Below are 20990 nucleotides of genomic sequence, written 5' to 3' on the forward strand. Positions count from 1 at the left end.
GACCTGTCCATGTTCGGCCGCGACCCCTGGTGGCTGGTCGCCCTCAAGGCGGTCTTCTGCTTCGCGTTCCTGATGGTGACGGTGCTCTTCTCCATCGTGTGGGAGCGCAAGGTCGTCGCCTGGATGCAGCTGCGCATCGGCCCCAACCGGCACGGTCCCTGGGGGCTGCTGCAGTCCCTCGCGGACGGCGTCAAGCTGATGCTCAAGGAAGACGTGATCGTCAAGCGCGCGGACAAGGTGGTCTACATCCTCGCGCCGATCGTCGCCGCGATCCCGGCCTTCATGGCGATCGCGGTGATCCCCTTCGGCCCCGCGGGCAACGAGGTCTCGATCTTCGGCCACCGCACCACGATGCAGCTGACCGACCTGCCGATCGCGATGCTCTACATCCTCGCGGTCGCCTCCGTCGGCATCTACGGCATCGTGCTCGCGGGCTGGAGCTCCGGGTCCACGTATCCGCTGCTCGGCGGTCTGCGCTCGTGCGCGCAGATGATCTCGTACGAGATCGCGATGGGCGCGGCCTTCGCCTCCGTCTTCCTCTACTCCGGGTCGATGTCGACGTCGGCGATCGTCGAGGCGCAGGCGGACCGCTGGTACGTGCTGCTGCTGCCGGTCTCGTTCATCATCTACATCATCACGATGGTCGGCGAGACCAACCGAGCGCCGTTCGACATGCCGGAGTCCGAGGGCGACCTCGTCGGTGGCTTCAACACCGAGTACTCCTCCATCAAGTTCGCGCTGTTCATGCTCGCCGAGTACGTCAACATGGTCACCGTCTCGGCGGTCTCGGTCACGCTCTTCCTGGGCGGCTGGCGGGCCCCGTACCCGGTCAGCACGTTCTGGGAGGGCGCGAACCACGGCTGGTGGCCGATGCTCTGGTTCGTGATCAAGGTCCAGCTGCTGCTGTTCTTCTTCATCTGGCTGCGCGGCACGCTCCCGCGCGTCCGCTACGACCAGCTGATGAAGCTCGGCTGGAAGGTCCTGATCCCCGTCTCGGTCGTCTGGCTGATGCTCGTGGCCACGGTCCGGGCGATGCGCAACGAGGACTACGACTTCACCTCGATCGCGCTCTATGTGGGCGGCGGGGTCATCGCGCTGCTGCTGCTCTCCGTGGTCGTGGACATCTTCCGCGACAAACGCGAGAAGGAGGCCGCCGCCGAGGACGACGAGAAGCCGGTCGCCTTCGACCCGATGGCCGGCGGCTTCCCCGTGCCGCCCATGCCGGGACAGAGCCTGCCACCCGTCCCGCGCCGACGCTCGCGCCAGGAGCGGGAGTTGATTGTCAGTGGTGGACCGGATACTCAAAGTGACGGAACCCGAAGTGACGGAAAGGAGGCGTCCGATGGCTGAGTCGAACCAGGAGTCACACGAGTCGAACCAATCGAAGCAGGGGTTCCAGAACCCCGTCGCGGGCTTCGGCGTGACCTTCAAGGCCATGTTCAAGAAGCGGCTGACCGAGCAGTATCCGGAGCAGCAGAAGACCACTGCTCCCCGCTTCCACGGCAGGCACCAGCTGAACCGCCATCCGGACGGCCTGGAGAAGTGCGTCGGCTGTGAGCTCTGCGCCTGGGCCTGTCCCGCGGACGCCATCTATGTGGAGGGCGCGGACAACACCGACGAGGAGAGGTACTCGCCCGGTGAGCGGTACGGCCGCGTCTACCAGATCAACTACGCCCGCTGCATCCTGTGCGGCCTGTGCATCGAGGCGTGCCCCACGCGCGCGCTGACGATGACGAACGAGTTCGAGCTCGCCGACAGCAGCCGCGAGAACCTCATCTACACCAAGGAGCAGCTGCTCGCGGGCCTTGAGGACGGCATGGTCGACTCGCCACACGCGATCTTCCCCGGCACGGACGAGCAGGACTACTACCGCGGCCTGGTCACCGAGGCCGCGCCCGGCACCGTGCCCCAGGTCGCGCTCTCCAAGGGCGAGACGCCCCAGGAGGCGGCCGCCGACTTCGGTGACGGCGAGCCGGCATCGGAGAAGGTGATCGGCTGATGACGCAGCTCGCCGCCTACTCCACCTCCACCGGCGAGGCCTTCCAGTTCTGGGTGCTCGGCACGGTCGCCGTGATCGGCGCCCTGTGCACCATCCTCATGAAGAAGGCCGTGCACAGCGCGCTCTGCCTGGCCGGGACAATGATCATCCTCGCGGTGTTCTACCTGGCCAACGGCGCCTACTTCCTGGGCATCGTCCAGATCGTCGTCTACACCGGCGCGATCATGATGCTCTTCCTCTTCGTGGTGATGCTCGTCGGCGTGACCGCCGCGGACTCCCTGCAGGAGACCATCAAGGGGCAGCGCTGGCTGGCCCTCCTGTGCGGTCTCGGCTTCGCGGTGCTGCTCTTCGCGGGCATCGGCAACGCCTCCATGAAGGAGTTCAACGGCCTCGGCAAGGCGAACGCCGGCGGCAACGTGGAGGGCCTCGCGGGGCTCATCTTCACGAAGTACGTCTTCGCCTTCGAGATCACCGGCGCCCTGCTCATCACGGCCACGGTCGGCGCGATGGTGCTCACCCACCGGGAGCGCACGGAGCGTGCCAAGACCCAGCGCGAGATGTCCGAGGAGCGCGTGCGCGGCACGCACCTGCCGCCGCTGCCCGCCCCCGGTGTCTACGCCCGGCACAACGCCGTGGACATCGCGGGTCTGCTCCCCGACGGCACCCCCTCGGAGCTCACGGTCAACAAGACGCTGCGTGAGCGCGGCCAGATCCGTGACGTGTCCACCCAGGCGCTGAACGACCTGCGGGCTCTGGAGCAGCGCTCCACGGACCGCCTGGAGCGGCCCGACCTGAGGCAGAACGACGTCGGGCGGACCGAGGAGGCGTCGAAGTGAACCCCGTCAATTACCTGTATCTCGCCGCCCTGTTGTTCACGATCGGCGCGACCGGCGTGCTCATCAGGCGGAACGCGATCGTGGTGTTCATGTGCATCGAGCTCATGCTCAACGCCTGCAACCTCGCGTTCGTGGCCTTCTCCCGGATGCACGGCAACCTCGACGGCCAGATCATCGCGTTCTTCACGATGGTCGTCGCCGCCGCGGAGGTCGTGGTCGGGCTCGCGATCATCGTGTCGCTGTTCCGCTCCCGCCACTCGGCCTCGGTCGACGACGCCAGCCTGATGAAGTTGTAAGGGGCCGTTGAAAAGTGGAGAACCTGATTGCGCTGCTCGTCGCGGCGCCTCTGCTCGGAGCGGCCGTACTGCTGTGCGGCGGGCGGGCCTTGGACCGTGTGGGCCACTGGCTCGGCACGCTGCTCGCGGCCGGCTCCTTCGTCATCGCCGTCGTGCTGTTCACCGACATGCTGGGCAAGGGCGCCGAGGAGCGCTCGCTGTCGCAGCACCTGTTCAGCTGGATCCCCGTGGAGGGGTTCCAGGCGGACGTCGCCTTCCAGCTCGACCAGTTGTCGATGACGTTCGTCCTGCTGATCTCCGGTGTGGGCACGCTGATCCACGTCTACTCGATCGGGTACATGGAGCACGACGAGCGGCGACGCCGCTTCTTCGGCTACCTGAACCTGTTCCTCGCGGCGATGCTGCTCCTCGTCCTCGCCGACAACTACCTCCTCCTGTACGTCGGATGGGAGGGCGTCGGCCTCGCCTCGTACCTCCTGATCGGCTTCTGGCAGCACAAGCCCAGCGCGGCCACCGCCGCGAAGAAGGCCTTCCTGGTCAACCGGGTCGGCGACGTGGGCCTCTCGATCGCCATCATGCTGATGTTCACCACCTTCGGGACGTTCGCCTTCAGCCCTGTCCTGGAGTCGACGGGTGACACGAGCGAGGGCAAGCTCACCGCCATCGGCCTGATGCTGCTGCTCGCCGCGTGCGGCAAGTCCGCCCAGGTGCCGCTGCAGTCCTGGCTCGGTGACGCGATGGAGGGCCCGACCCCGGTCTCGGCCCTGATCCACGCCGCCACGATGGTGACCGCCGGTGTCTACCTGATCGTCCGCTCCGGCGCGATCTTCAACGGGGCGCCGGACGCGCAGTTGGTCGTCACCGTCGTCGGAGCGGTCACGCTCCTGTTCGGTGCGATCGTCGGTTGCGCGAAGGACGACATCAAGAAGGCCCTCGCCGGGTCGACGATGTCCCAGATCGGCTACATGATCCTGGCCGCCGGCCTCGGCCCCATCGGCTACGTCTTCGCGATCATGCACCTGGTGACGCACGGCTTCTTCAAGGCCGGGCTCTTCCTCGGGGCCGGCTCGGTCATGCACGGCATGAACGACGAGGTCGACATGCGCAAGTACGGCGGCCTCAGGAAGTACATGCCGGTCACCTTCGTGACCTTCGGGCTGGGCTACCTGGCGATCATCGGCTTCCCGGGGCTCTCCGGCTTCTTCTCCAAGGACAAGATCATCGAGGCCGCGTTCGCCAAGGGCGGCACGGAGGGCTGGATCCTCGGTTCGGTGGCGCTCCTGGGCGCGGCCATCACCGCGTACTACATGACGCGCGTGATGATCATGACCTTCTTCGGTGAGAAGCGCTGGCAGCCGGACGCGGAGGGCAACGACCCGCACCCGCACGAGTCCCCGAAGTCCATGACGATCCCGATGATCGTGCTCGCCTTCGGGTCGGTCTTCGCGGGTGGCTTCTTCAGTATCGGCGACCGCTTCATGCACTGGCTGGAGCCCGTCACCCACCACGACCACGGCGACTCGCCGCTGAGCGCCGCCACCGTCACGGGCGCCACCATGGTGGTCCTCGTCATCGGCGTCGCCCTGGCCTACGTGCAGTACGGCCGCAGGCCCGTCCCGGTCACCGCCCCGCGCGGCTCCGTGCTCACCCGCGCCGCCCGCCGCGACCTCCTCCAGGACGACTTCAACCACGTCGTCCTGGTGCGCGGCGGCGAGCACCTCACGCGGTCCCTGGTCTACGTCGACCACACGCTGGTCGACGGAGTCGTCAACGGCACGGCGGCCTCGGTCGGCGGCCTCTCCGGGCGGCTGCGCAAACTGCAGAACGGCTACGCCCGCTCCTACGCGGTCTCGATGTTCGGGGGCGCCGCGGTACTCATCGCCGCGACCCTGCTGATGAGGGCGGTCTGATACCGATGTCCTTTCCCCTGCTGACAGCGACGGCGGTCCTGCCCGCGGTCGGCGCGATCGCCACGGCAGCCGTCCCGGCCGCCCGGCGGACCGCCGCCAAGTGGCTGGCGCTGCTCGTCTCGCTCGCCACGCTCGGCCTCGCGGTGACCGTGCTCGTACGGTTCGACCCGGACGGCGACCGTTATCAACTGACCGAATCACACGCCTGGATCGCGGACTTCGGGGTGCGGTACGAGCTCGGCGTGGACGGCATCGCCGTCGCGCTCGTCGCGCTCACCGCCCTCCTGATGCCCTTCATCATCCTGGCGGGCTGGCACGACGCCGACCCCCTGGAGACCAAGTCGTCGCGCTGGCGGCCGACCCAGGGCTTCTTCGCCCTGATCCTGGCCGTCGAGGCGATGGTGATCATCTCCTTCGAGGCCACCGACGTCTTCCTCTTCTACATCTTCTTCGAAGCCATGCTCATCCCGATGTACTTCCTCATCGGCGGCTTCGGAGACCGCGCCCACGCGGGCAGCGACGAGAACGCCTCGGCCCAGCGCTCCTACGCGGCCGTGAAGTTCCTCCTCTACAACCTGGTCGGCGGCCTCATCATGCTGGCCGCCGTCATCGGGCTCTACGTGGTCGCGGGGAACTTCTCGCTCCAGGAGATCACCGAGGCCCGTGCCAACGGCACGCTGGACATGGCGACCAGCACCGAGCGGTGGCTCTTCCTCGGCTTCTTCTTCGCCTTCGCGGTGAAGGCGCCGCTGTGGCCGCTGCACACCTGGCTGCCGAACGCGATGGGCGAGTCCACGGCCCCGGTCGCCGTACTGATCACCGCCGTGGTCGACAAGGTCGGCACGTTCGCGATGCTGCGCTTCTGCCTCGGGCTCTTCCCGGAGGCGAGCGACTGGGCGACACCGGTCGTCCTCGTCCTGGCCCTGGTCAGCATCATCTACGGAGCGCTGCTCGCCGTCGGCCAGCGCGACATCAAGCGCCTGGTGGCGTACGCGTCGATCTCGCACTTCGGCTTCATCATCCTCGGCATCTTCGCGATGACCTCGCAGGGCCAGTCCGGCGCGACGCTCTACATGGTCAACCACGGCATCTCGACCGCCGCGCTGATGCTGGTGGCCGGCTTCCTGATCTCGCGGCGCGGCTCGCGGCTCATCGCCGACTACGGCGGGGTGCAGAAGGTCGCGCCGGTGCTCGCGGGCACCTTCCTGATCGGTGGCCTCGCGACCCTCTCGCTCCCCGGGCTCGCGCCCTTCGTGAGCGAATTCCTGGTCCTGGTCGGTGCGTTCGCGCGCTACCCGGTGGTCGGGATCATCGCGACCGTCGGCATCGTGCTCGCCGCGCTGTACACGCTGGTCCTCTACCAGCGCACGATGACGGGCCCCGTGAAGGCGGAGGTCTCGACCATGCCCGACCTTCGGGTGCGTGAACTGGTCGTCGTGGCACCGCTGATCGCCCTCCTGATCGGCCTCGGCGTCTACCCGAAGCCGCTCACCGACCTGGTGAACCCGGCGGTCGAGCACACGATGTCCGACGTACAGAAGAAAGACCCCCAGCCCGATGTGGAGGCGGCCAAGTGAGCGCATCAGCCGTCCACAGCCTGTGGACAACCGCAGCTGACCCGATCGACAAGATCGACGCACCCAACATCGAGTACGGGCAGCTGTCGCCGACGTTGATCGTCCTGGGCGCGGCCGTCGTCGGAGTGCTCATCGAAGCCTTCGTCCCGCGCAAGTCCCGTTACTACGTGCAGCTGTTCGTGTCCGTGGTCGCGCTGGCCGCCGCCTTCGCCGCGGTCGTCGGGCTCGCGGCCCGCGGCTTCGGCACGACCAAGGCCCAGATCGCGGCGATGGGCGCGATCGCGGTCGACGGACCCGCCCTCTTCCTGCAGGGCACGATCCTGCTCACCGGCATCGTCGCGATCTTCACCTTCGCCGAGCGGCGCCTTGACCCGGTGGCGCACGGCAACCGCGTCGACTCGTTCGTGGCGCAGGCCGGGTCCGTCCCGGGCAGTGAGGGCGAACAGGCCGCCACCAAGGCCGGGTTCACCACCACCGAGGTGTTCCCGCTGGCGCTCTTCGCCATCGCCGGCATGCTCGTCTTCCCCGCGGCCAACGACCTCCTGACGCTCTTCATCGCGCTGGAAGTCTTCTCCCTGCCGCTGTACCTGCTGTGCGCGCTCGCCCGCCGCAAGCGCCTCATGTCGCAGGAAGCCGCCGTCAAGTACTTCCTGCTCGGCGCCTTCGCCTCGGCGTTCACGCTCTTCGGCATCGCGCTCCTGTACGGGTACGCGGGTTCCGTGTCGTACGCGACGATCGCGAACGTCGTCGAGGGCAACGTCAAGACCGTGGACCCGGCGCTCGCCGACACCATGGGCAACGACGCGCTGCTCCTGATCGGCGTCGCGATGGTGGTGATGGGGCTGCTCTTCAAGGTGGGCGCGGTGCCCTTCCACATGTGGACCCCGGATGTGTACCAGGGCGCCCCGACGCCCGTCACCGGCTTCATGGCGGCGGCGACGAAGGTGGCGGCGTTCGGCGCGCTGCTCCGTCTCCTGTACGTGGTCCTGCCGGGCCTGCGCTGGGACTGGCGGCCGGTCATGTGGGGCGTCGCGATCATCACGATGCTGGGCGGCGCGATCGTCGCGATCACCCAGACCGACATCAAGCGGCTCCTCGCGTACTCGTCGATCGCGCACGCCGGCTTCATCCTCGCCGGTGTCATCGCCACCACCCCGGACGGCATCTCCTCCGTCCTCTTCTACCTGGGTGCCTACTCCTTCGTGACCATCGGCGCCTTCGCCGTCGTCACGCTGGTGCGGGACGCGGGCGGCGAGGCCACGCACCTGTCCAAGTGGGCGGGGCTCGGCCGCAGGTCACCCCTGGTGGCCGCGGTCTTCGCGGTCTTCCTGCTCGCCTTCGCCGGCATCCCGCTGACCTCCGGGTTCGCGGGCAAGTTCGCGGTCTTCAAGGCGGCGGCCGAGGGCGGCGCGGGCGCGCTGGTCGTGGTCGGTGTGCTGTCGTCGGCGATCGCCGCGTTCTTCTACATCCGGGTGATCGTCCTGATGTTCTTCAGCGAGCCGAAGGCGGACGGCCCCACGGTCGCCGTGCCCTCGCCGCTGACGATGACGGCGATCGGGGTCGGCGTCGCGGTGACGCTGGTCCTCGGTGTGGCCCCGCAGTACTTCCTGGATCTCGCGAACCAGGCGGGGGTCTTCGTCCGGTAGCCCGATTCTTTTCGCACACCTGTCGCCGCCCGGCATCCCGAGAAGGGGTGCCGGGCGGCGGCCTGTGGACAACTCTCCGGGGTGTCGGTGCGGAGCCCTATCGTGGGGGCAGTGGTCGAGGCAGGACGTACGGCGGGGGACAGGGCGATGGATGGGACGAAGGACATGAGCGAGGTGACGGCGTCGGCTGCGGCGCCGGACGCGGCGACCGGCACCGTGACGGAGAGCGACGCCCTGCGCACGCTCCACCGCGTCTTCGGGTACGACGCCTTCCGCGGCGAGCAGGAAGCGATCATCGAGCACGTCGTGGCCGGCGGGGACTCCGTCGTCCTCATGCCGACCGGCGGCGGAAAGTCCCTCTGCTACCAGATCCCCGCCCTGGTCAGAGCGGGCACGGGCGTCGTCATCTCGCCGCTCATCGCCCTCATGCAGGACCAGGTGGACGCGCTGCGGGCGCTCGGCGTGCGAGCCGGGTTCATCAACTCCACGCAGGACTTCGACGAGCGCCGCACGATGGAGGCGGAGTTCCTCGCGGGCGAGCTCGACGTGCTCTACCTCGCGCCGGAGCGGCTGCGCCTCGACGCGACCCTCGACCTCCTGGCGCGGGCCAGGATCTCCGTCTTCGCCATCGACGAGGCGCACTGCGTGGCGCAGTGGGGTCACGACTTCCGCCCCGACTACCTGGCGCTCTCCCTCCTCGGCGAGCGCTGGCCCGACGTGCCGCGGATCGCCCTGACGGCGACGGCGACGCACGCCACGCACCGGGAGATCACCGAGCGGCTCGGCATGCCGGACGCCAAGCACTTCGTGGCGAGCTTCGACCGGCCCAACATCCAGTACCGCATCGTGCCCAAGGCCGAGCCGAAGAAGCAGCTCCTGGCCTTCCTGAAGGAGGAGCACGCGGGCGACGCCGGCATCGTCTACTGCCTGTCGCGCAATTCGGTCGAGAAGACCGCCGAATACCTCTGCCAGAACGGCATCGAGGCCGTCCCGTACCACGCGGGCCTCGACGGCGGCACCCGCGCGAGGCACCAGTCCCGCTTCCTGCGGGAGGAGGGCCTCGTCGTCTGCGCCACGATCGCCTTCGGCATGGGCATCGACAAGCCGGACGTCCGCTTCGTCGCCCACCTCGACCTGCCCAAGTCGGTCGAGGGGTACTACCAGGAGACGGGCCGCGCGGGCCGCGACGGCCAGCCCTCCACGGCCTGGATGGCGTACGGCCTCCAGGACGTCGTCCAGCAGCGCAAGCTGATCCAGGGCGGCGAGGGAGACGAGGCGTTCCGGCGGCGGGCCGCGTCCCACCTCGACTCGATGCTGGCGCTCTGCGAGACCGCGCGGTGCCGCCGCGCCCAGCTCCTCACCTACTTCGGCCAGGAGGCGGCAGCGGAGTCCTGCGGGAACTGCGACACCTGCCTCAGCCCGCCCGAGACGTGGGACGGCACGGTGGCGGCGCAGAAGGTGCTCTCCACGGTCGTGCGGCTGCAGCGGGAGCGCGGCCAGAAGTTCGGCACGGGCCAGATCATCGACATCCTGCTGGGCAAGAAGACCGCGAAGGTCATCCAGTTCGACCACGACCAGCTCTCGGTGTTCGGCATCGGCGAGGAGCTGGCGGAGGCCGAGTGGCGGGGCGTGGTGCGCCAGTTGCTCGCCCAGGGCCTGATCGCGGTCGAGGGGGAGTACGGCACGCTGGTGCTCACCGAGACGAGCGGCACCGTCCTGGGCCGCGAGCGCGAGGTGCGGCTGCGCAAGGAGCCGAAGAAGGCAGCGGTCGCGCGGGCGTCCAAGAGCGAGCGCAAGGCGAAGTCCGCGGCCGCGGCCGCGGAGCTGCCCCAGGAGGCGGTGCCGCTCTTCGAGGCGCTGCGCGCCTGGCGCGGGGCGCAGGCGAAGGAGCAGGGCGTGCCCGCGTACGTCATCTTCCACGACGCCACGCTCCGCGAGATCGCGACCCTGCGGCCCACGTCCGTGGCGGACCTCGCGGGCATCAGCGGCGTGGGCGAGAAGAAGCGGGCGACGTACGGCGAGGGCGTGGTCGGGGTCGTCGCGGAGCTCTCGGGCGGCTCGGCGGCGTCCGGCGGGGCGCCTGCGGGCGGTGAGGGGTCCGCCGGTTCCGGCAGCGCGCCCGTCGACGAGGCGGAGCTGGGCTGGGCGGACGAGGAGGAGCCGGACTGGGATTCCTGACCGCCGGGACCGGCCAGGACCGAGGGCTGAGAGGGCGCCGCCCAGGGGGCGGCACCCTCGTCGTGGGACGCGTCGCCTGCGGAGGTCCGCTATCGCGCCGCCGCGATCCTGCCCGTCACCTCGCCGAGGCCCACCTTGGTCCCGTCGGGGCCGGGCGCCCAGGCCGAGAGCGTGACCACGTCGCCGTCCTCGAGGAACGTCCGCTTGCCGTCGGGGAGTTCGAGGGGGTCGCGGCCGTTCCAGGTGATCTCGATGAGCGAGCCGTACTGGCCGGCCTCGGGCCCGCTGACCGTGCCCGAGCCGTACAGGTCGCCGGTGCGCAGCGAGGCGCCGTTGGCCGTCATGTGCGCCAGCTGCTGCGCGGCCGTCCAGTACACGCTGGAGAACGGCGGCTCGGAGATGACCCGGCCGTTCAGGGTGACCGTGATGCGCAGGTCGTAGCCGCCGGGCTCGTCCGCCACGGACTCCGCGGAGTCGTCCAGGTAGGGCAGGAGCCGGTGCGTGCGCTCCGGGGGCGCGACCCGCGCCGATTCCAGGGCCTCCAGCGGGGTGATCCACGCGGACACCGAGGTGGCGAAGGACTTTCCGAGGAACGGGCCGAGGGGGACGTACTCCCAGGCCTGGATGTCGCGGGCGGACCAGTCGTTGAGGAGGGTGAGGCCGAAGACGTGCTCCCGGAAGTCCGCGAGGGGAACGGGAGTTCCGTGCTCCGAGGGGGCGCCGACCACGAAGCCCACCTCCGCCTCGATGTCGAGGCGGACCGAGGGCCCGAAGACGGGGGCCTCGTCGGCGGGCGCCTTGCGCTGGCCCGACGGGCGGACGACGTCCGTCCCCGAGACCACGACCGTGCCGGAGCGGCCGTGGTAACCGATCGGCAGGTGCTTCCAGTTGGGCGTCAGCGGGCTCGGCGCGTCCGGCCGGAAGATCTGGCCCAGGTGCGTCGCGTGGTGCTCGGAGGCGTAGAAGTCGACGTAGTCCGCGACCTCGAACGGCAGGTGCAGGGTGACGTCGGACAGGGGGTGCAGCAAGGGGCGCACGGCGTCCCGGTGGGAGGGCACCGTCACCCACGCCGTCAGGGCACGCCGCACGTCGGACCAGGCGGTGCGGCCCGCGGAGAGCAGCGCGTTGAGCGTGGGCCGCGCGAGGAGCGAGACGTAGGGGGAGCCGAGCGCGGCGGCCGCGGCGCCCGCGTCCAGGACGTACGAGCCGAGCCGTACCCCGACCCTGCGCCGGTTGTGCGCCTCCCCGGCCAGCGAGAACACGCCGTAGGGAAGGTTGTGCGGTCCAAAGGGGTCGCCCTCGGGCAGGCCGAAGGGATCGCCCTCGGGAAGACCGGTGGAGTCGCCCTGCGGGAGGCCTGCGGTGCCGTCTCCGGGGAGGTCGGCAAAGTCACCGGCGGCCGGGTCGAGCGGGGTCTGCTCGGACATGCGTACCTGCCTCGCTTTCCATAAGGGGTGTGCCACACGTTACGTGTGGAGACCCCCATCGCGGCAGTGTCCAAAGAGTCGGCAATCTGCGGATGAGCCCTGCCGGAGTGCCGAATTCCTCGCCAGGAGCCACGACGCGCCGAAGGCGGGCGCCGACGCCGGCCGGCCGGGGAGCGCAGGGCCGCGTCCTCGAACTCCGGTACGAAGAGGCCTCCCGGCATCGGCCCGGGGCTGCGGATGTCGCCGACAACGCCGGTGCCGACAACGCCGGTGCCGGTGCCGTTGCCGGTGCCGGTGAATTCGAGGACGCGCCAGGTCCACGCCCCGGAAGCCCCGGAAGCCCCGGGCGTCCCAGGTGCCCCAGGCCCTTCGAGTACGAAGGGCAGCAGGTCGGAGAGGGTGACGAGGCGCCCTCCCGCCCCCCCCGGCGTACCGGAACCGTCAACAACCCCGTGCCGGGCCGAATTTACCGGCCGGCGGCCCGCGAGGGCCCGGCGAGGAGGTGTCTGCGGCCGACGCGCCGGAATGCTGGATTCCACTTTCTGGTGAACCGTAGGGGCCGTGACCTAGCCGGTCGCGTACGCACCTTGCCAAGCAGCTTCCGGCCGGGCCCAGGATCCGTATTCTCTGGATCATGGCCGCACCCCACGCATATGCACTCATCGCCACTGACCTGGACGGGACGCTGCTGCGCGGCGACGACACGGTCTCCGACCGGTCGCGGCTGGCGCTGGCCGCCGCGGACAGGGCGGGCGCACGCCACCTCGTGGTCACGGGGCGCCCGGCACCCCGGGTGCGGCCGCTCTTCGACGCGCTCGGCTACGACAGCCTGGCCGTCTGCGGGCAGGGGGCACAGCTGTACGACGCAGGGGCGGACCGGATGGTGTGGTCGGTGACGCTCGACAGGGAGCTCGCCGAGGCCGCGCTCGGGAAGATCGAGGCGGAGGTCGGGCAGGTCCACGCCGCCGTGGACCAGGACGGCGTGGACGGCCTCACGCTCATCGAGCCGGGGTACGAGATGCCGCACCCCACGCTCCCCGCGGTGCGCGTGCCCGGACGCGCGGTGCTGTGGGAGGAGCCCATCAGCAAGGTGCTGCTGCGCCACCCGACGCTGGCCGACGACGAGTTGGCGGCGGTCGCGCGGGACGCGGTGGGGCCCCTCGCGACCGTGACCATGTCGGGGCCCGGCACGGTGGAGCTCCAGCCGTGCGGGGTGACCAAGGCGACCGGGCTCGCGCTGGCGGCCGAGCGGCTCGGCCTGACCGCCGCCGACACGATCGCCTTCGGGGACATGCCCAACGACATCCCCATGTTCCTGTGGGCCGCGCACGGGGTGGCCATGGCCAACGCGCACGGCGAACTCAAATCCGTGGCCGACGAGTTGACCCTCTCGAACGAGGACGACGGCGTCGCCGTCGTCCTCGAGCGTCTCCTGGGGAAAAGACCCTAGGGGTCTGGCCGGCGGTCCGCCGGACTAGCCCGCGGTCCGCCGGATCCGCTTCTCCCACGTCCGGTGGAAGACGACCTCGCCGCCGTCCCGGCACACCACCTCGTTCGACGTGATGAAGTCCGCCGCGTCGCAGGTGATCTCCGAGCGCGTCTGGACCGAGACGTCCCAGCCGATCTCGGGCCGGTGCAGGCGGATCGTCCAGTCCGAGCGGGTGTGGGCGCTCAGCGGATCGTCCTCCTGGATCGTGTACGTCTCCACGGCGTCCTCGGTGAACTCCAGGCCGTCGGGGTACACGCGCGTGCCGCCGTAGCGCGGGTCGACCTCCAGGCGCCACTCGCCCTTGGCGACATCGCATACGACCAGGCGCTCGGGCCGCTGCTCCTCCAGGGTCGCCGGGTACACCACGCCCAGCGGCTCCGACTGCTCCGGCGGTTCGAAGGTGATCGAGGGGTCCGGGCCGCCCTCGCGCACCGGCAGTTCGAGGGAGCTGCCCACCGGCTCCAGGGTGAAGCCCACCGAGTCGGCCTGCGGCCAGATCCAGGGCCAGTACGCGGAGGAGACCGCGAGGCGGATCCGGTGGCCCGGCGGGAAGGTGTGGCCGATGCCGTTGAGCTCGAAGGTCACGTCCTCGGTGGCGCCGAGCGGCCAGGCGTCCGCGCGGTCCCTGCCGTTGCGCGCGGAGAGGTTGAGCACGCCCCGGGTGACGAGCGTGGACGAGCCGTCGGGCGCGATGTCGCAGATGCGGGCGATGGCCTGGCCGTAGGGCACGTCCATGCGCAGCCGCAGGGTCACCTTGGGGCGCCCGAGGACCCGTACCTCGGAGGGCACCTCGAACTCGAAGCACGCCGACTTCGCGTCCTCGTCCCGCTGATCGGGCGGCAGGTCCGCGTCGTTGCCGAACGGGAAGTAGCGGCCCGCGTCCAGGCCCGTGTGCTGGGGCGAGTCGACGACGACGGGGGTGCCCTGGAGGGCGTAGGGAACGGGGGTGACGTTCGGGGAGGGCCAGGACGGGTCGCCGACCCAGCCGCCGGGCAGCTCCGGGTAGACCGTCGCCGGCGGGTGCGAGTCGCTGATCCAGGAGCGGAGCTTCGGCTCGGCCATCACTCCGGTGTCGATGCCCTTGAGGTGGTGGTCCCACCAGCGCAGGGTCTCCTGGAGGAAGCCGATCGCGGGGCCCGGCGGCAGCCCGCGGTCCGGGTACTGGTGCGACCACGGGCCGATCAGCCCGCGCACGTCGCCGGGCAGGTGCTCCACCAGGCGCAGCACCGTGTCGCGGTACGGGTCGTGCCAGCCGCCCACCGCGAGGACGGCGGCACCGATCGCGGAGTAGTCCTCGCAGACGCTGCCGTGCCGCCAGTAGTCGTCCCGGGTCTGGTGGTCCAGCCAGGTGTGGATGAAGGGCTCGACGGCCTCCAGGCGCGTCAGCCACATGTCGCGCCACGCGTCGCCCACGCACTGCGGGTCCGGCGGGCGCGACACGAAGGCCAGCATCGTCGCCGCCCACGCGTGCATGTCGACGGCCAGGACGGACCCGCCCATGTAGTGGACGTCGTTGTCGTAGCGGTCGTCCGCCGAGCAGACCGTGACGATCGCCTTGAGCGGCTCCGGCGCGAGCGCCGCGATCTGCAGGGAGTTGAAGCCGCCCCAGGAGATGCCGAACATGCCGACCTTGCCGCTGGACCACGGCTGCGCGGCGAGCCAGTTGACCACCTCGACGCCGTCCGCGAGCTCCTGTGCCGAGTACTCGTCGGTGGGCAGGCCCTCGCTGTTGCCGTGCCCGCGGACGTCGACGCGCACGGAGGCGTAGCCGTGGCCCGCGTACCAGGGGTGGCGCTGCCAGTCGCGGGGCGCCGTCCAGTCGCTGAGCCGGTAGGGGAGGTATTCCAGGAGCACGGGGACGGGCTCGTCGGTGACCGGGCGCCACACGCGCGCGTAGAGCGTGGTCCCGTCGGCGAGGGGTACGCGGATGTCCTCGCGGGTCGTCTCGTACGGGAAGGAGTCGCGGATCTGCATGAGTGGAACCTCAGTGGACGGGGTGTCCTCAGTGGACGGGGTGCATGGTGCGGCGCAGCCACGGGGCGAGTGCGATCACGGCGATGCCCGCGACCACGGCGATGGCGCCGTTGACGCCGAAGTACGCCGGGTTGGAGACCTCTCCGTACAACTTCACGACCTGGGCCTGAATGCCGTTGGCGAGGGCGAGGGAGAGGAACCACAGCGCCATGGTCTGGCTGGCGAAGGCCTTCGGGGCGAGCTTCGTCGTCGCCGACATCCCCGAGGTCTCCACGAGGATGTCGCCGAGGCCGAGGAGCAGGTAGGAGCCGACGATCCACCAGACCGCCATCTTGTACGTGCCGTCGCCGTGCCCGGAGGTGGGCAGGACCATCAGCAGGAACGACAGGCCGCCCAGGATCACGCCGATGGCGATCTTGTTGGAGGCGTGCGGCTGCCGGCGGCCCATCCGGGCCCAGACGGTGGCGACGACCGGGGCGAGCCCGACCTCGAAGGCGCCGAGCGCGGACGCGTACCAGCTGGCGGGGAAGGTGAAGCCGAAGATCGACGTCTCGGCGTTCGTCGACGCCAGCAGGATCATCGTCGAGTAGGCCTGGAAGAGGATGAAGTTGAAGACCACGGAGGCCAGGAAGAGGACGACGTACGGCTTGAGACGGCCGCGTTCCTCGGCGCTCACGCGCGGGCTGCGGAACATCACCGCGAAGTAGGCGACCGGCGCGATCACCGAGATGAGGGTGAGCAGGTCGACGAAGCGGTCCATGGTCAGCCAGCCGACGGCGGCCAGCACGGCCGCGACGGCGGCGAACGCGAGCACGCCCACCACCATCAGGACGACCGCGCGGCGCATCGCGTCCTTGGGCAGCGCGAACTCGGCCGACGCCTTGCGCCCGGCGAGATGACGGCGGCCCAGCACGTACTGGACCAGGCCGAACGTCATGCCGATCGCGGCCGCGGAGAAGCCCCAGTGCCATCCCTTGTGGTCACCGAGCCAGCCGGTGATCAGCGGGCCCGCGAAGGCGCCGATGTTGATGCCCATGTAGTAGAGCGCGAAGCCGGCGTCCCGCCGCTCGTCGTCGGTGCGGTAGAGCTTGCCGACCATCGAGGCGACGTTCGGCTTGAGCAGACCGGTGCCCGCGCTGATCAGGCCGAGGCCCACCCAGGTCATCGATGCCGTCGGCACGGCCATCGAGTAGTGCCCGCAGGCGATGAGGATGCCGCCCCACAGCACCGCGCGGTACGAGCCGAGGATGCGGTCGGCCAGCCAGCCGCCCGCCACCGAGACCAGATAGACCAGCGTGCCGTACGCGGCCGAGACCGACGCGGCCGTGCCGGCGTCCATCCCCATGCCGTCGTCGGCGACCGAGTCGGCGAAGTAGAGGACCAGGATGGCCTGCATGCCGAGGAACGAGAATCGCTCCCAGACCTCCAGGCCCGAGAGGGTGAGCAGGCCCCGGGGCTGCCCGAAGAAGGCGTGGTCGTCACCCGGCGGTGGATCGCCGGTCGGCTCTGCGGGCGGCTCGTACTCGGCCGTAGTACGGGACAAAGATGCTTCTCCCGGTCGTTACGGTTCTTGTGGTGCAGGGCGGGCTTGTCAGTCTTATGGGTCGATCACGAACATACCGGTGAGCTTCGCGCACCGCGCGGGGTGGTCTGCCGGGCGGGCGGAGGGTGCCTTGCGTACGGTGCCGACCTGGGCAGTGACGTGCGACGGACGGGCAGGTGCTCGCCGTGATCGAAAGTCGACCGGATACGCTGACTTGAGTGATGGCAGCGACACATCGACAAACCCGTGTCATCGACGGAGATCCAGTGATCGACCGAGTTGGCCGTGTGATCGTCAGCAGACAGGAGAACCTCTCGTGACCGTCGTCGGGCCTTTCGGGCTGAGCGTGCGGGACCAGGCTCTCGAAGCCGATGTCCAGGCCGGGTTGGCTGCCGTCGAGGAGGGACTGCTCGAGGCCACCAAGAGCGAGGTTCCCTTCATCACCGAGGCGGCCCAACACCTGGTCCGTGCCGGGGGCAAGCGTTTCCGTCCGCTGCTCGTGATGCTCGCTGCCCAGTTCGGCGACCCCTACGCCCCGCGTGTCGTGCCGTCGGCCGTGGTCGTCGAGCTGACCCACCTGGCGACGCTGTACCACGACGACGTCATGGACGAGGCGGACGTGCGCCGCGGGGTCGACAGCGCCAACCAGCGCTGGGGCAACTCCGTCGCCGTCCTGACCGGCGACTTCCTCTTCGCTCGCGCGTCCTACATCCTGGCCGACCTGGGCCCGGAGGCCGTCCGTATCCAGGCCGAGGCGTTCGAACGTCTGGTCACCGGCCAGATCCTGGAGACCGCGGGGCCGGCCGAGGGGCGCGACCCGGTCGACCACTACCTCGACGTGCTCCGCGGCAAGACCGGTTCGCTGGTCGCCGTGGCCTGCCGGTTCGGCGCGATGATGGCCGGCGCCGACGAGAGTGTCGTGGACGTCCTCACCCAGTACGGCGAGCGCCTGGGCGTCGCCTTCCAGCTCGCCGACGACGTCCTCGACATCGCCTCCGACTCGCACGAGTCCGGCAAGACGCCCGGCACGGACCTGCGCGAGGGCATCCCCACGCTGCCGGTGCTGCGGCTGCGCGAGCGCGCGGAGCGGCTCGGCCTCGCCGAGGACATCGCCCTGTGCGACCTGCTCGACCCGGACCGCATGGACGACGCGCGGCACGCCGAGGCCCTCGTCAGGCTGCGCGACCACCCCGCGCTGGAGCACGCGCGCCGGGACACGGTCTGCTACGCGGAGAGCGCGCGGGCCGCCCTCGGCCCGCTGCCCGAGGGCGACGCGAAGGCCTCCCTGATCGAGCTCTGCGACCTGGTGGTGCACCGGGCGGGCTGACCCGCGGGAGCGCCCGCCGGGGCGCCGCTGACACACCCCGCCCTCATGTGACCCGGATCACATGCTTGGGGCGGCGGGGAGCGGGGCCGGATTGAGTCGTGGCTCAGATCCACCCCGTACCCCTGCCCAGAAGCCGCCGCAGGGGGTGGCGGCTCGGGGCACGGGGAGATTCATCATGGGCACCTTCACACGGTCCTCCCAGGGGGACGGCGCGGCCACGGGGAGCCGCCGTCGCGGGTTGCTGGTCACCGGGGGCGTGGTGCTCGCGGCCGCGGGCCTGACGGTCGCGGTCCTGCCGGGCGCCGCGAGCGGTGCGGCCGGACACGGCTCGGCGGTGGCCGGACGCGGCTCGGCGGCCAACCGGCACGGCGGGCCGGTCTTCGTGGCGAGCATGAACGGCGCGAACGAGGTGCCGACGAGGGGCGGTCCCGCCGTCGGCGACCGGGACGGCAGGGCGCTGGAGTTCGTCAGGGTCGAGGGCGACAAGGTCTCCGTCACGGTCCGGTGGCGCGGCACGGGCAGGCCCACGGCCCTCCACCTCCACGAGGGCGGCAGGGGTGCGGGCGGCGATGTCCGGATCGACTTCGCCGAGCTGCTGAAGGGCCACGGGAGCGGCGGCAGGAGCGCGGACGGCAGGGACAGCGGCAGGGGCGACAGCGGGCCGGGGCGCGTCACCGGCACCGTCAGGGTCACCGACGCCGGCCTGCTCGCCCGGTTGAAGGACGACCCCGGCCGGTTCTACGCCAACCTGCACACCGCCGAGTTCCCGGGCGGCGCGGTCCGGGGGCAGCTCACCGAGGTGAGCGCGGACATCGGCTTGCGCGCCGCCTCGGCCGCCGTCCTCGCCCCGGTGGTGAGGGGCGAGCAGATCTACGCGTGCGAGAGGGCCGAGCACGGCTCAGGGGCGACCGCCTTCGCCCAGCACGACGTACGGGCCGCCCTCGGCGGCGGCATCGCGCACCGCTTCACCGCACCGGGCTCCGGCACCCCGCAGTGGGTCGCCCCGGACGGCAGCGGGGTCACCGGCACGGTGATCTCACGGACGCCCAACGGCGAAGGGAACATCCCCGAGCTCGACCTCGCCGCCACCCGGCTCGGCGGGCGCGGCGGGCTGCTCGCGGGGACGGTGGAGATCTTCCGCCTCAACACCGTGGGCGGGCTCCAGCCGGCGGGGAGTTGCACGCCCGGCGAGACCGTGCGTGTGCCGTACCGGGCGGACTACGTATTCGTGGGGAGCTGAGCGGCCGAGGAGCCGAGCAGCTGAGGAGTGCGCGGCGGTGCCACCCCCTACGGGACGGGGGAGGTGCCGCCGCTTCGTGTCATCCCAGAGCAGTACACGGAGTTGCGCCCGGGGTCTGACGCTTCTCTCCGGCCGATTTGGTCGGATGGAGTCCAGAGAGAACCACCACTCCTGACCAATTCGGGTGAGAATGGCGGCACAGGGTGGACGAAGGCACGTACAGGCAGGGCCGCCGCCGACCACGGAGGTAAGGCAGACAATGGCACCGTACGAACCGGAGAAGGACACCAGCGAGGCCGGGGACCTGCGCGTCGGCCGCCGCAAGGCGACCCGCTACGTGGTTCCCGTCGCGGTGGCGGGGGTGGCCGCGGCGACCATCGGGCTGGTCCCGGCGCTCGCGAGCTCGGGCGACCCGGACCTTCCGAAGGTCACCGCGCAGGAACTCATCGAGAAGATCGCCGCGTCGGACACCCAGCAGGTGTCCGGCAACGTCAAGATCAGCACCGATCTGGGCCTGCCGTCGATCGGCGGCATGGCGGGTGGCTTCGGCGGCGGCGGCGGCGGTGGTGCGGACCGTGGCGACGACGGCGACGGCAAGGGCTCGGCCGCCGACCCCAAGAGCAAGCTGATGGAGCTGGCGTCCGGCACGCACACGCTGCGCGTCGCGGCCGACGGCCCCGACAAGCAGAAGGTGTCCGTCCTTGAGGATGCCTCCGAGTACAGCCTGATCCACAACGGCGACGACGTGTGGGCGTACGACAGCGCGTCGAACGAGGCCTACCACGCCAAGGGCGAGGGCGCCGCTTCGGAGAAGGGCCACAAGGGCGGCAAGGACGTGCCCAAGGAGCTCCGCGGGGAGCTGCCGACGACCCCCAAGGAGTTCGCCGAGCAGGCCCTGAAGGCGGCGGACGGCACCACGTCCGTGAAGGTCGACGGCACCGCGCAGGTCGCGGGCCGCGACGCGTACCGCCTGGTGATCAAGCCGGAGCAGTCCGGTTCGACGGTCGGCCGGATCACGGTAGCGGTGGACGAGAAGACCGGTACCCCGCTCAAGTTCACGCTGACCCCGTCCTCCGGCGGCGCGGCCGTCGTCGACGCGGGCTTCACGAAGGTCGACTTCGGCAAGCCGTCCGCGTCGACCTTCGACTTCACCCCGCCCAAGGGCACGAAGGTGACCGAGGCCGACGAGCAGGGCAAGGGCGCGGGCGACGCCGGCCACTTCAAGGACAAGGGCGCCGAGGGCGGCAAGGAGTCCGCCGAGGGCGGCCTCAACGACCTGAAGGTCATCGGGGAGGGCTGGAGCTCGATCGCCGAGCTGAAGCTGCCGGGCGGCAAGGGCCTGCCGACGGCCGGTTCGGGCGAGGTCCCGCAGGACGCGCAGAAGTTCCTCGACTCGCTGGGCGACCAGGTCAACGGGAAGTTCGGTTCCGGCACGGTCTTCTCGACCCGCCTGATCAACGCCCTCGTCACCGACGACGGCACGGTCTACGTGGGCGCGGTCACGAAGGACGCGCTGGTGAAGGCGGCGAACGAGGCGCATTAGCGTGC

Annotated in this window: 15 protein-coding genes; 12 read left to right on the forward strand and 3 right to left on the reverse strand. The window is 70.4% G+C overall.

What is annotated here, in order from left to right; all coding sequences use genetic code 11:
* Positions 1 to 9: 9 nt before the first annotated feature.
* The 8 genes from nuoH (at position 10) to recQ (ending at position 10442) form a co-directional block, all read left to right on the forward strand.
* A complete protein-coding gene (gene nuoH / locus ACZ592_RS05070) occupies positions 10 to 1350 on the forward strand; it encodes an NADH-quinone oxidoreductase subunit NuoH (protein WP_471580707.1) in 1341 nt (446 codons plus the stop codon).
* A complete protein-coding gene (nuoI, locus tag ACZ592_RS05075; protein WP_471580144.1) occupies positions 1343 to 1999 on the forward strand; it encodes an NADH-quinone oxidoreductase subunit NuoI in 657 nt (218 codons plus the stop codon). The genes nuoH and nuoI overlap by 8 nt, the downstream gene beginning before the upstream one ends.
* Positions 1996 to 2835: an NADH-quinone oxidoreductase subunit J gene (locus tag ACZ592_RS05080; RefSeq protein ID WP_471580708.1), complete on the forward strand. Its 840-nt coding sequence runs from the start codon at positions 1996 to 1998 to the stop codon at positions 2833 to 2835. The genes nuoI and ACZ592_RS05080 overlap by 4 nt, the downstream gene beginning before the upstream one ends.
* Positions 2832 to 3131, forward strand: coding sequence for an NADH-quinone oxidoreductase subunit NuoK (gene nuoK / locus ACZ592_RS05085; protein WP_003974374.1), 300 nt, complete (start codon positions 2832 to 2834; stop codon positions 3129 to 3131). The genes ACZ592_RS05080 and nuoK overlap by 4 nt, the downstream gene beginning before the upstream one ends.
* Before the next feature lie 14 nt (positions 3132 to 3145).
* Entirely contained in the window at positions 3146 to 5041 is a 1896-nt protein-coding gene (gene nuoL / locus ACZ592_RS05090; RefSeq protein ID WP_471580145.1) for an NADH-quinone oxidoreductase subunit L, read from the forward strand.
* Between the two features lie 5 nt (positions 5042 to 5046).
* Positions 5047 to 6618 carry an NADH-quinone oxidoreductase subunit M gene (locus ACZ592_RS05095; protein WP_471580146.1) on the forward strand — a complete coding sequence of 524 codons (1572 nt, stop codon included), beginning with the start codon at positions 5047 to 5049 and terminating at the stop codon, positions 6616 to 6618.
* Positions 6615 to 8264 carry an NADH-quinone oxidoreductase subunit NuoN gene (gene nuoN / locus ACZ592_RS05100; protein WP_471580147.1) on the forward strand — a complete coding sequence of 550 codons (1650 nt, stop codon included), beginning with the start codon at positions 6615 to 6617 and terminating at the stop codon, positions 8262 to 8264. Before ACZ592_RS05095 ends, nuoN begins: the two co-directional genes overlap by 4 nt.
* Positions 8265 to 8429: 165 nt before the next feature.
* Positions 8430 to 10442: a DNA helicase RecQ gene (gene recQ / locus ACZ592_RS05105; protein ID WP_471580709.1), complete on the forward strand. Its 2013-nt coding sequence runs from the start codon at positions 8430 to 8432 to the stop codon at positions 10440 to 10442.
* A gap of 89 nt (positions 10443 to 10531) precedes the next feature.
* Here the strand turns inward: recQ and fahA are convergent, their stop codons facing one another.
* Positions 10532 to 11869, reverse strand: coding sequence for a fumarylacetoacetase (fahA, locus tag ACZ592_RS05110; RefSeq protein WP_471580148.1), 1338 nt, complete (start codon positions 11867 to 11869; stop codon positions 10532 to 10534).
* 634 nt (positions 11870 to 12503) lie between these two features.
* On the opposite strand from fahA, the gene ACZ592_RS05115 reads away from it, so the two are divergent.
* A complete protein-coding gene (locus tag ACZ592_RS05115) occupies positions 12504 to 13319 on the forward strand; it encodes an HAD family hydrolase (RefSeq protein WP_471580149.1) in 816 nt (271 codons plus the stop codon).
* Between the two features lie 24 nt (positions 13320 to 13343).
* On the opposite strand, the gene ACZ592_RS05120 is transcribed toward ACZ592_RS05115, so the two are convergent.
* Positions 13344 to 15332 (reverse strand): CocE/NonD family hydrolase, encoded by a 1989-nt coding sequence (locus ACZ592_RS05120; protein WP_471580150.1) that lies wholly within the window; start codon positions 15330 to 15332, stop codon positions 13344 to 13346.
* A 28-nt stretch (positions 15333 to 15360) separates the two neighbouring features.
* Entirely contained in the window at positions 15361 to 16875 is a 1515-nt protein-coding gene (locus tag ACZ592_RS05125; RefSeq protein ID WP_471580151.1) for a peptide MFS transporter, read from the reverse strand.
* A gap of 316 nt (positions 16876 to 17191) precedes the next feature.
* Here ACZ592_RS05125 and ACZ592_RS05130 point away from each other — a divergent pair, with 316 nt between their 5' ends.
* The 3 genes from ACZ592_RS05130 to ACZ592_RS05140 all read left to right on the forward strand — a co-directional run bounded on the left by ACZ592_RS05130 (position 17192) and on the right by ACZ592_RS05140 (position 20985).
* A complete protein-coding gene (locus ACZ592_RS05130) occupies positions 17192 to 18202 on the forward strand; it encodes a polyprenyl synthetase family protein (protein WP_471580152.1) in 1011 nt (336 codons plus the stop codon).
* Between the two features lie 175 nt (positions 18203 to 18377).
* Positions 18378 to 19442, forward strand: a complete 1065-nt coding sequence (locus ACZ592_RS05135) for a CHRD domain-containing protein (RefSeq protein WP_471580153.1) — start codon at positions 18378 to 18380, stop codon at positions 19440 to 19442.
* Between the two features lie 259 nt (positions 19443 to 19701).
* On the forward strand, positions 19702 to 20985 hold the full coding sequence (locus ACZ592_RS05140; protein ID WP_471580154.1) for a LolA family protein: 1284 nt from the start codon (positions 19702 to 19704) through the stop codon (positions 20983 to 20985).
* The last annotated feature ends 5 nt before the right edge of the window (positions 20986 to 20990 follow it).

The organism is Streptomyces sp. NPDC040622, assembly GCF_055593965.1.

What these genes read in the sequence shown, in the direction of transcription:
- nuoI (WP_471580144.1), top strand. Translation starts at nt 1,343, where the DNA reads ATGGCTGAGTCGAACCAGGAGTCACACGAGTCGAACCAATCGAAGCAG.
- ACZ592_RS05140 (WP_471580154.1), top strand. Translation starts at nt 19,702, where the DNA reads ATGGCACCGTACGAACCGGAGAAGGACACCAGCGAGGCCGGGGACCTG.
- ACZ592_RS05115 (WP_471580149.1), top strand. Translation starts at nt 12,504, where the DNA reads ATGGCCGCACCCCACGCATATGCACTCATCGCCACTGACCTGGACGGG.
- ACZ592_RS05120 (WP_471580150.1), bottom strand. Translation starts at nt 15,332, where the DNA reads ATGCAGATCCGCGACTCCTTCCCGTACGAGACGACCCGCGAGGACATC.
- ACZ592_RS05095 (WP_471580146.1), top strand. Translation starts at nt 5,047, where the DNA reads ATGTCCTTTCCCCTGCTGACAGCGACGGCGGTCCTGCCCGCGGTCGGC.
- ACZ592_RS05135 (WP_471580153.1), top strand. Translation starts at nt 18,378, where the DNA reads ATGGGCACCTTCACACGGTCCTCCCAGGGGGACGGCGCGGCCACGGGG.
- nuoH (WP_471580707.1), top strand. Translation starts at nt 10, where the DNA reads ATGTTCGGCCGCGACCCCTGGTGGCTGGTCGCCCTCAAGGCGGTCTTC.
- recQ (WP_471580709.1), top strand. Translation starts at nt 8,430, where the DNA reads ATGAGCGAGGTGACGGCGTCGGCTGCGGCGCCGGACGCGGCGACCGGC.
- fahA (WP_471580148.1), bottom strand. Translation starts at nt 11,869, where the DNA reads ATGTCCGAGCAGACCCCGCTCGACCCGGCCGCCGGTGACTTTGCCGAC.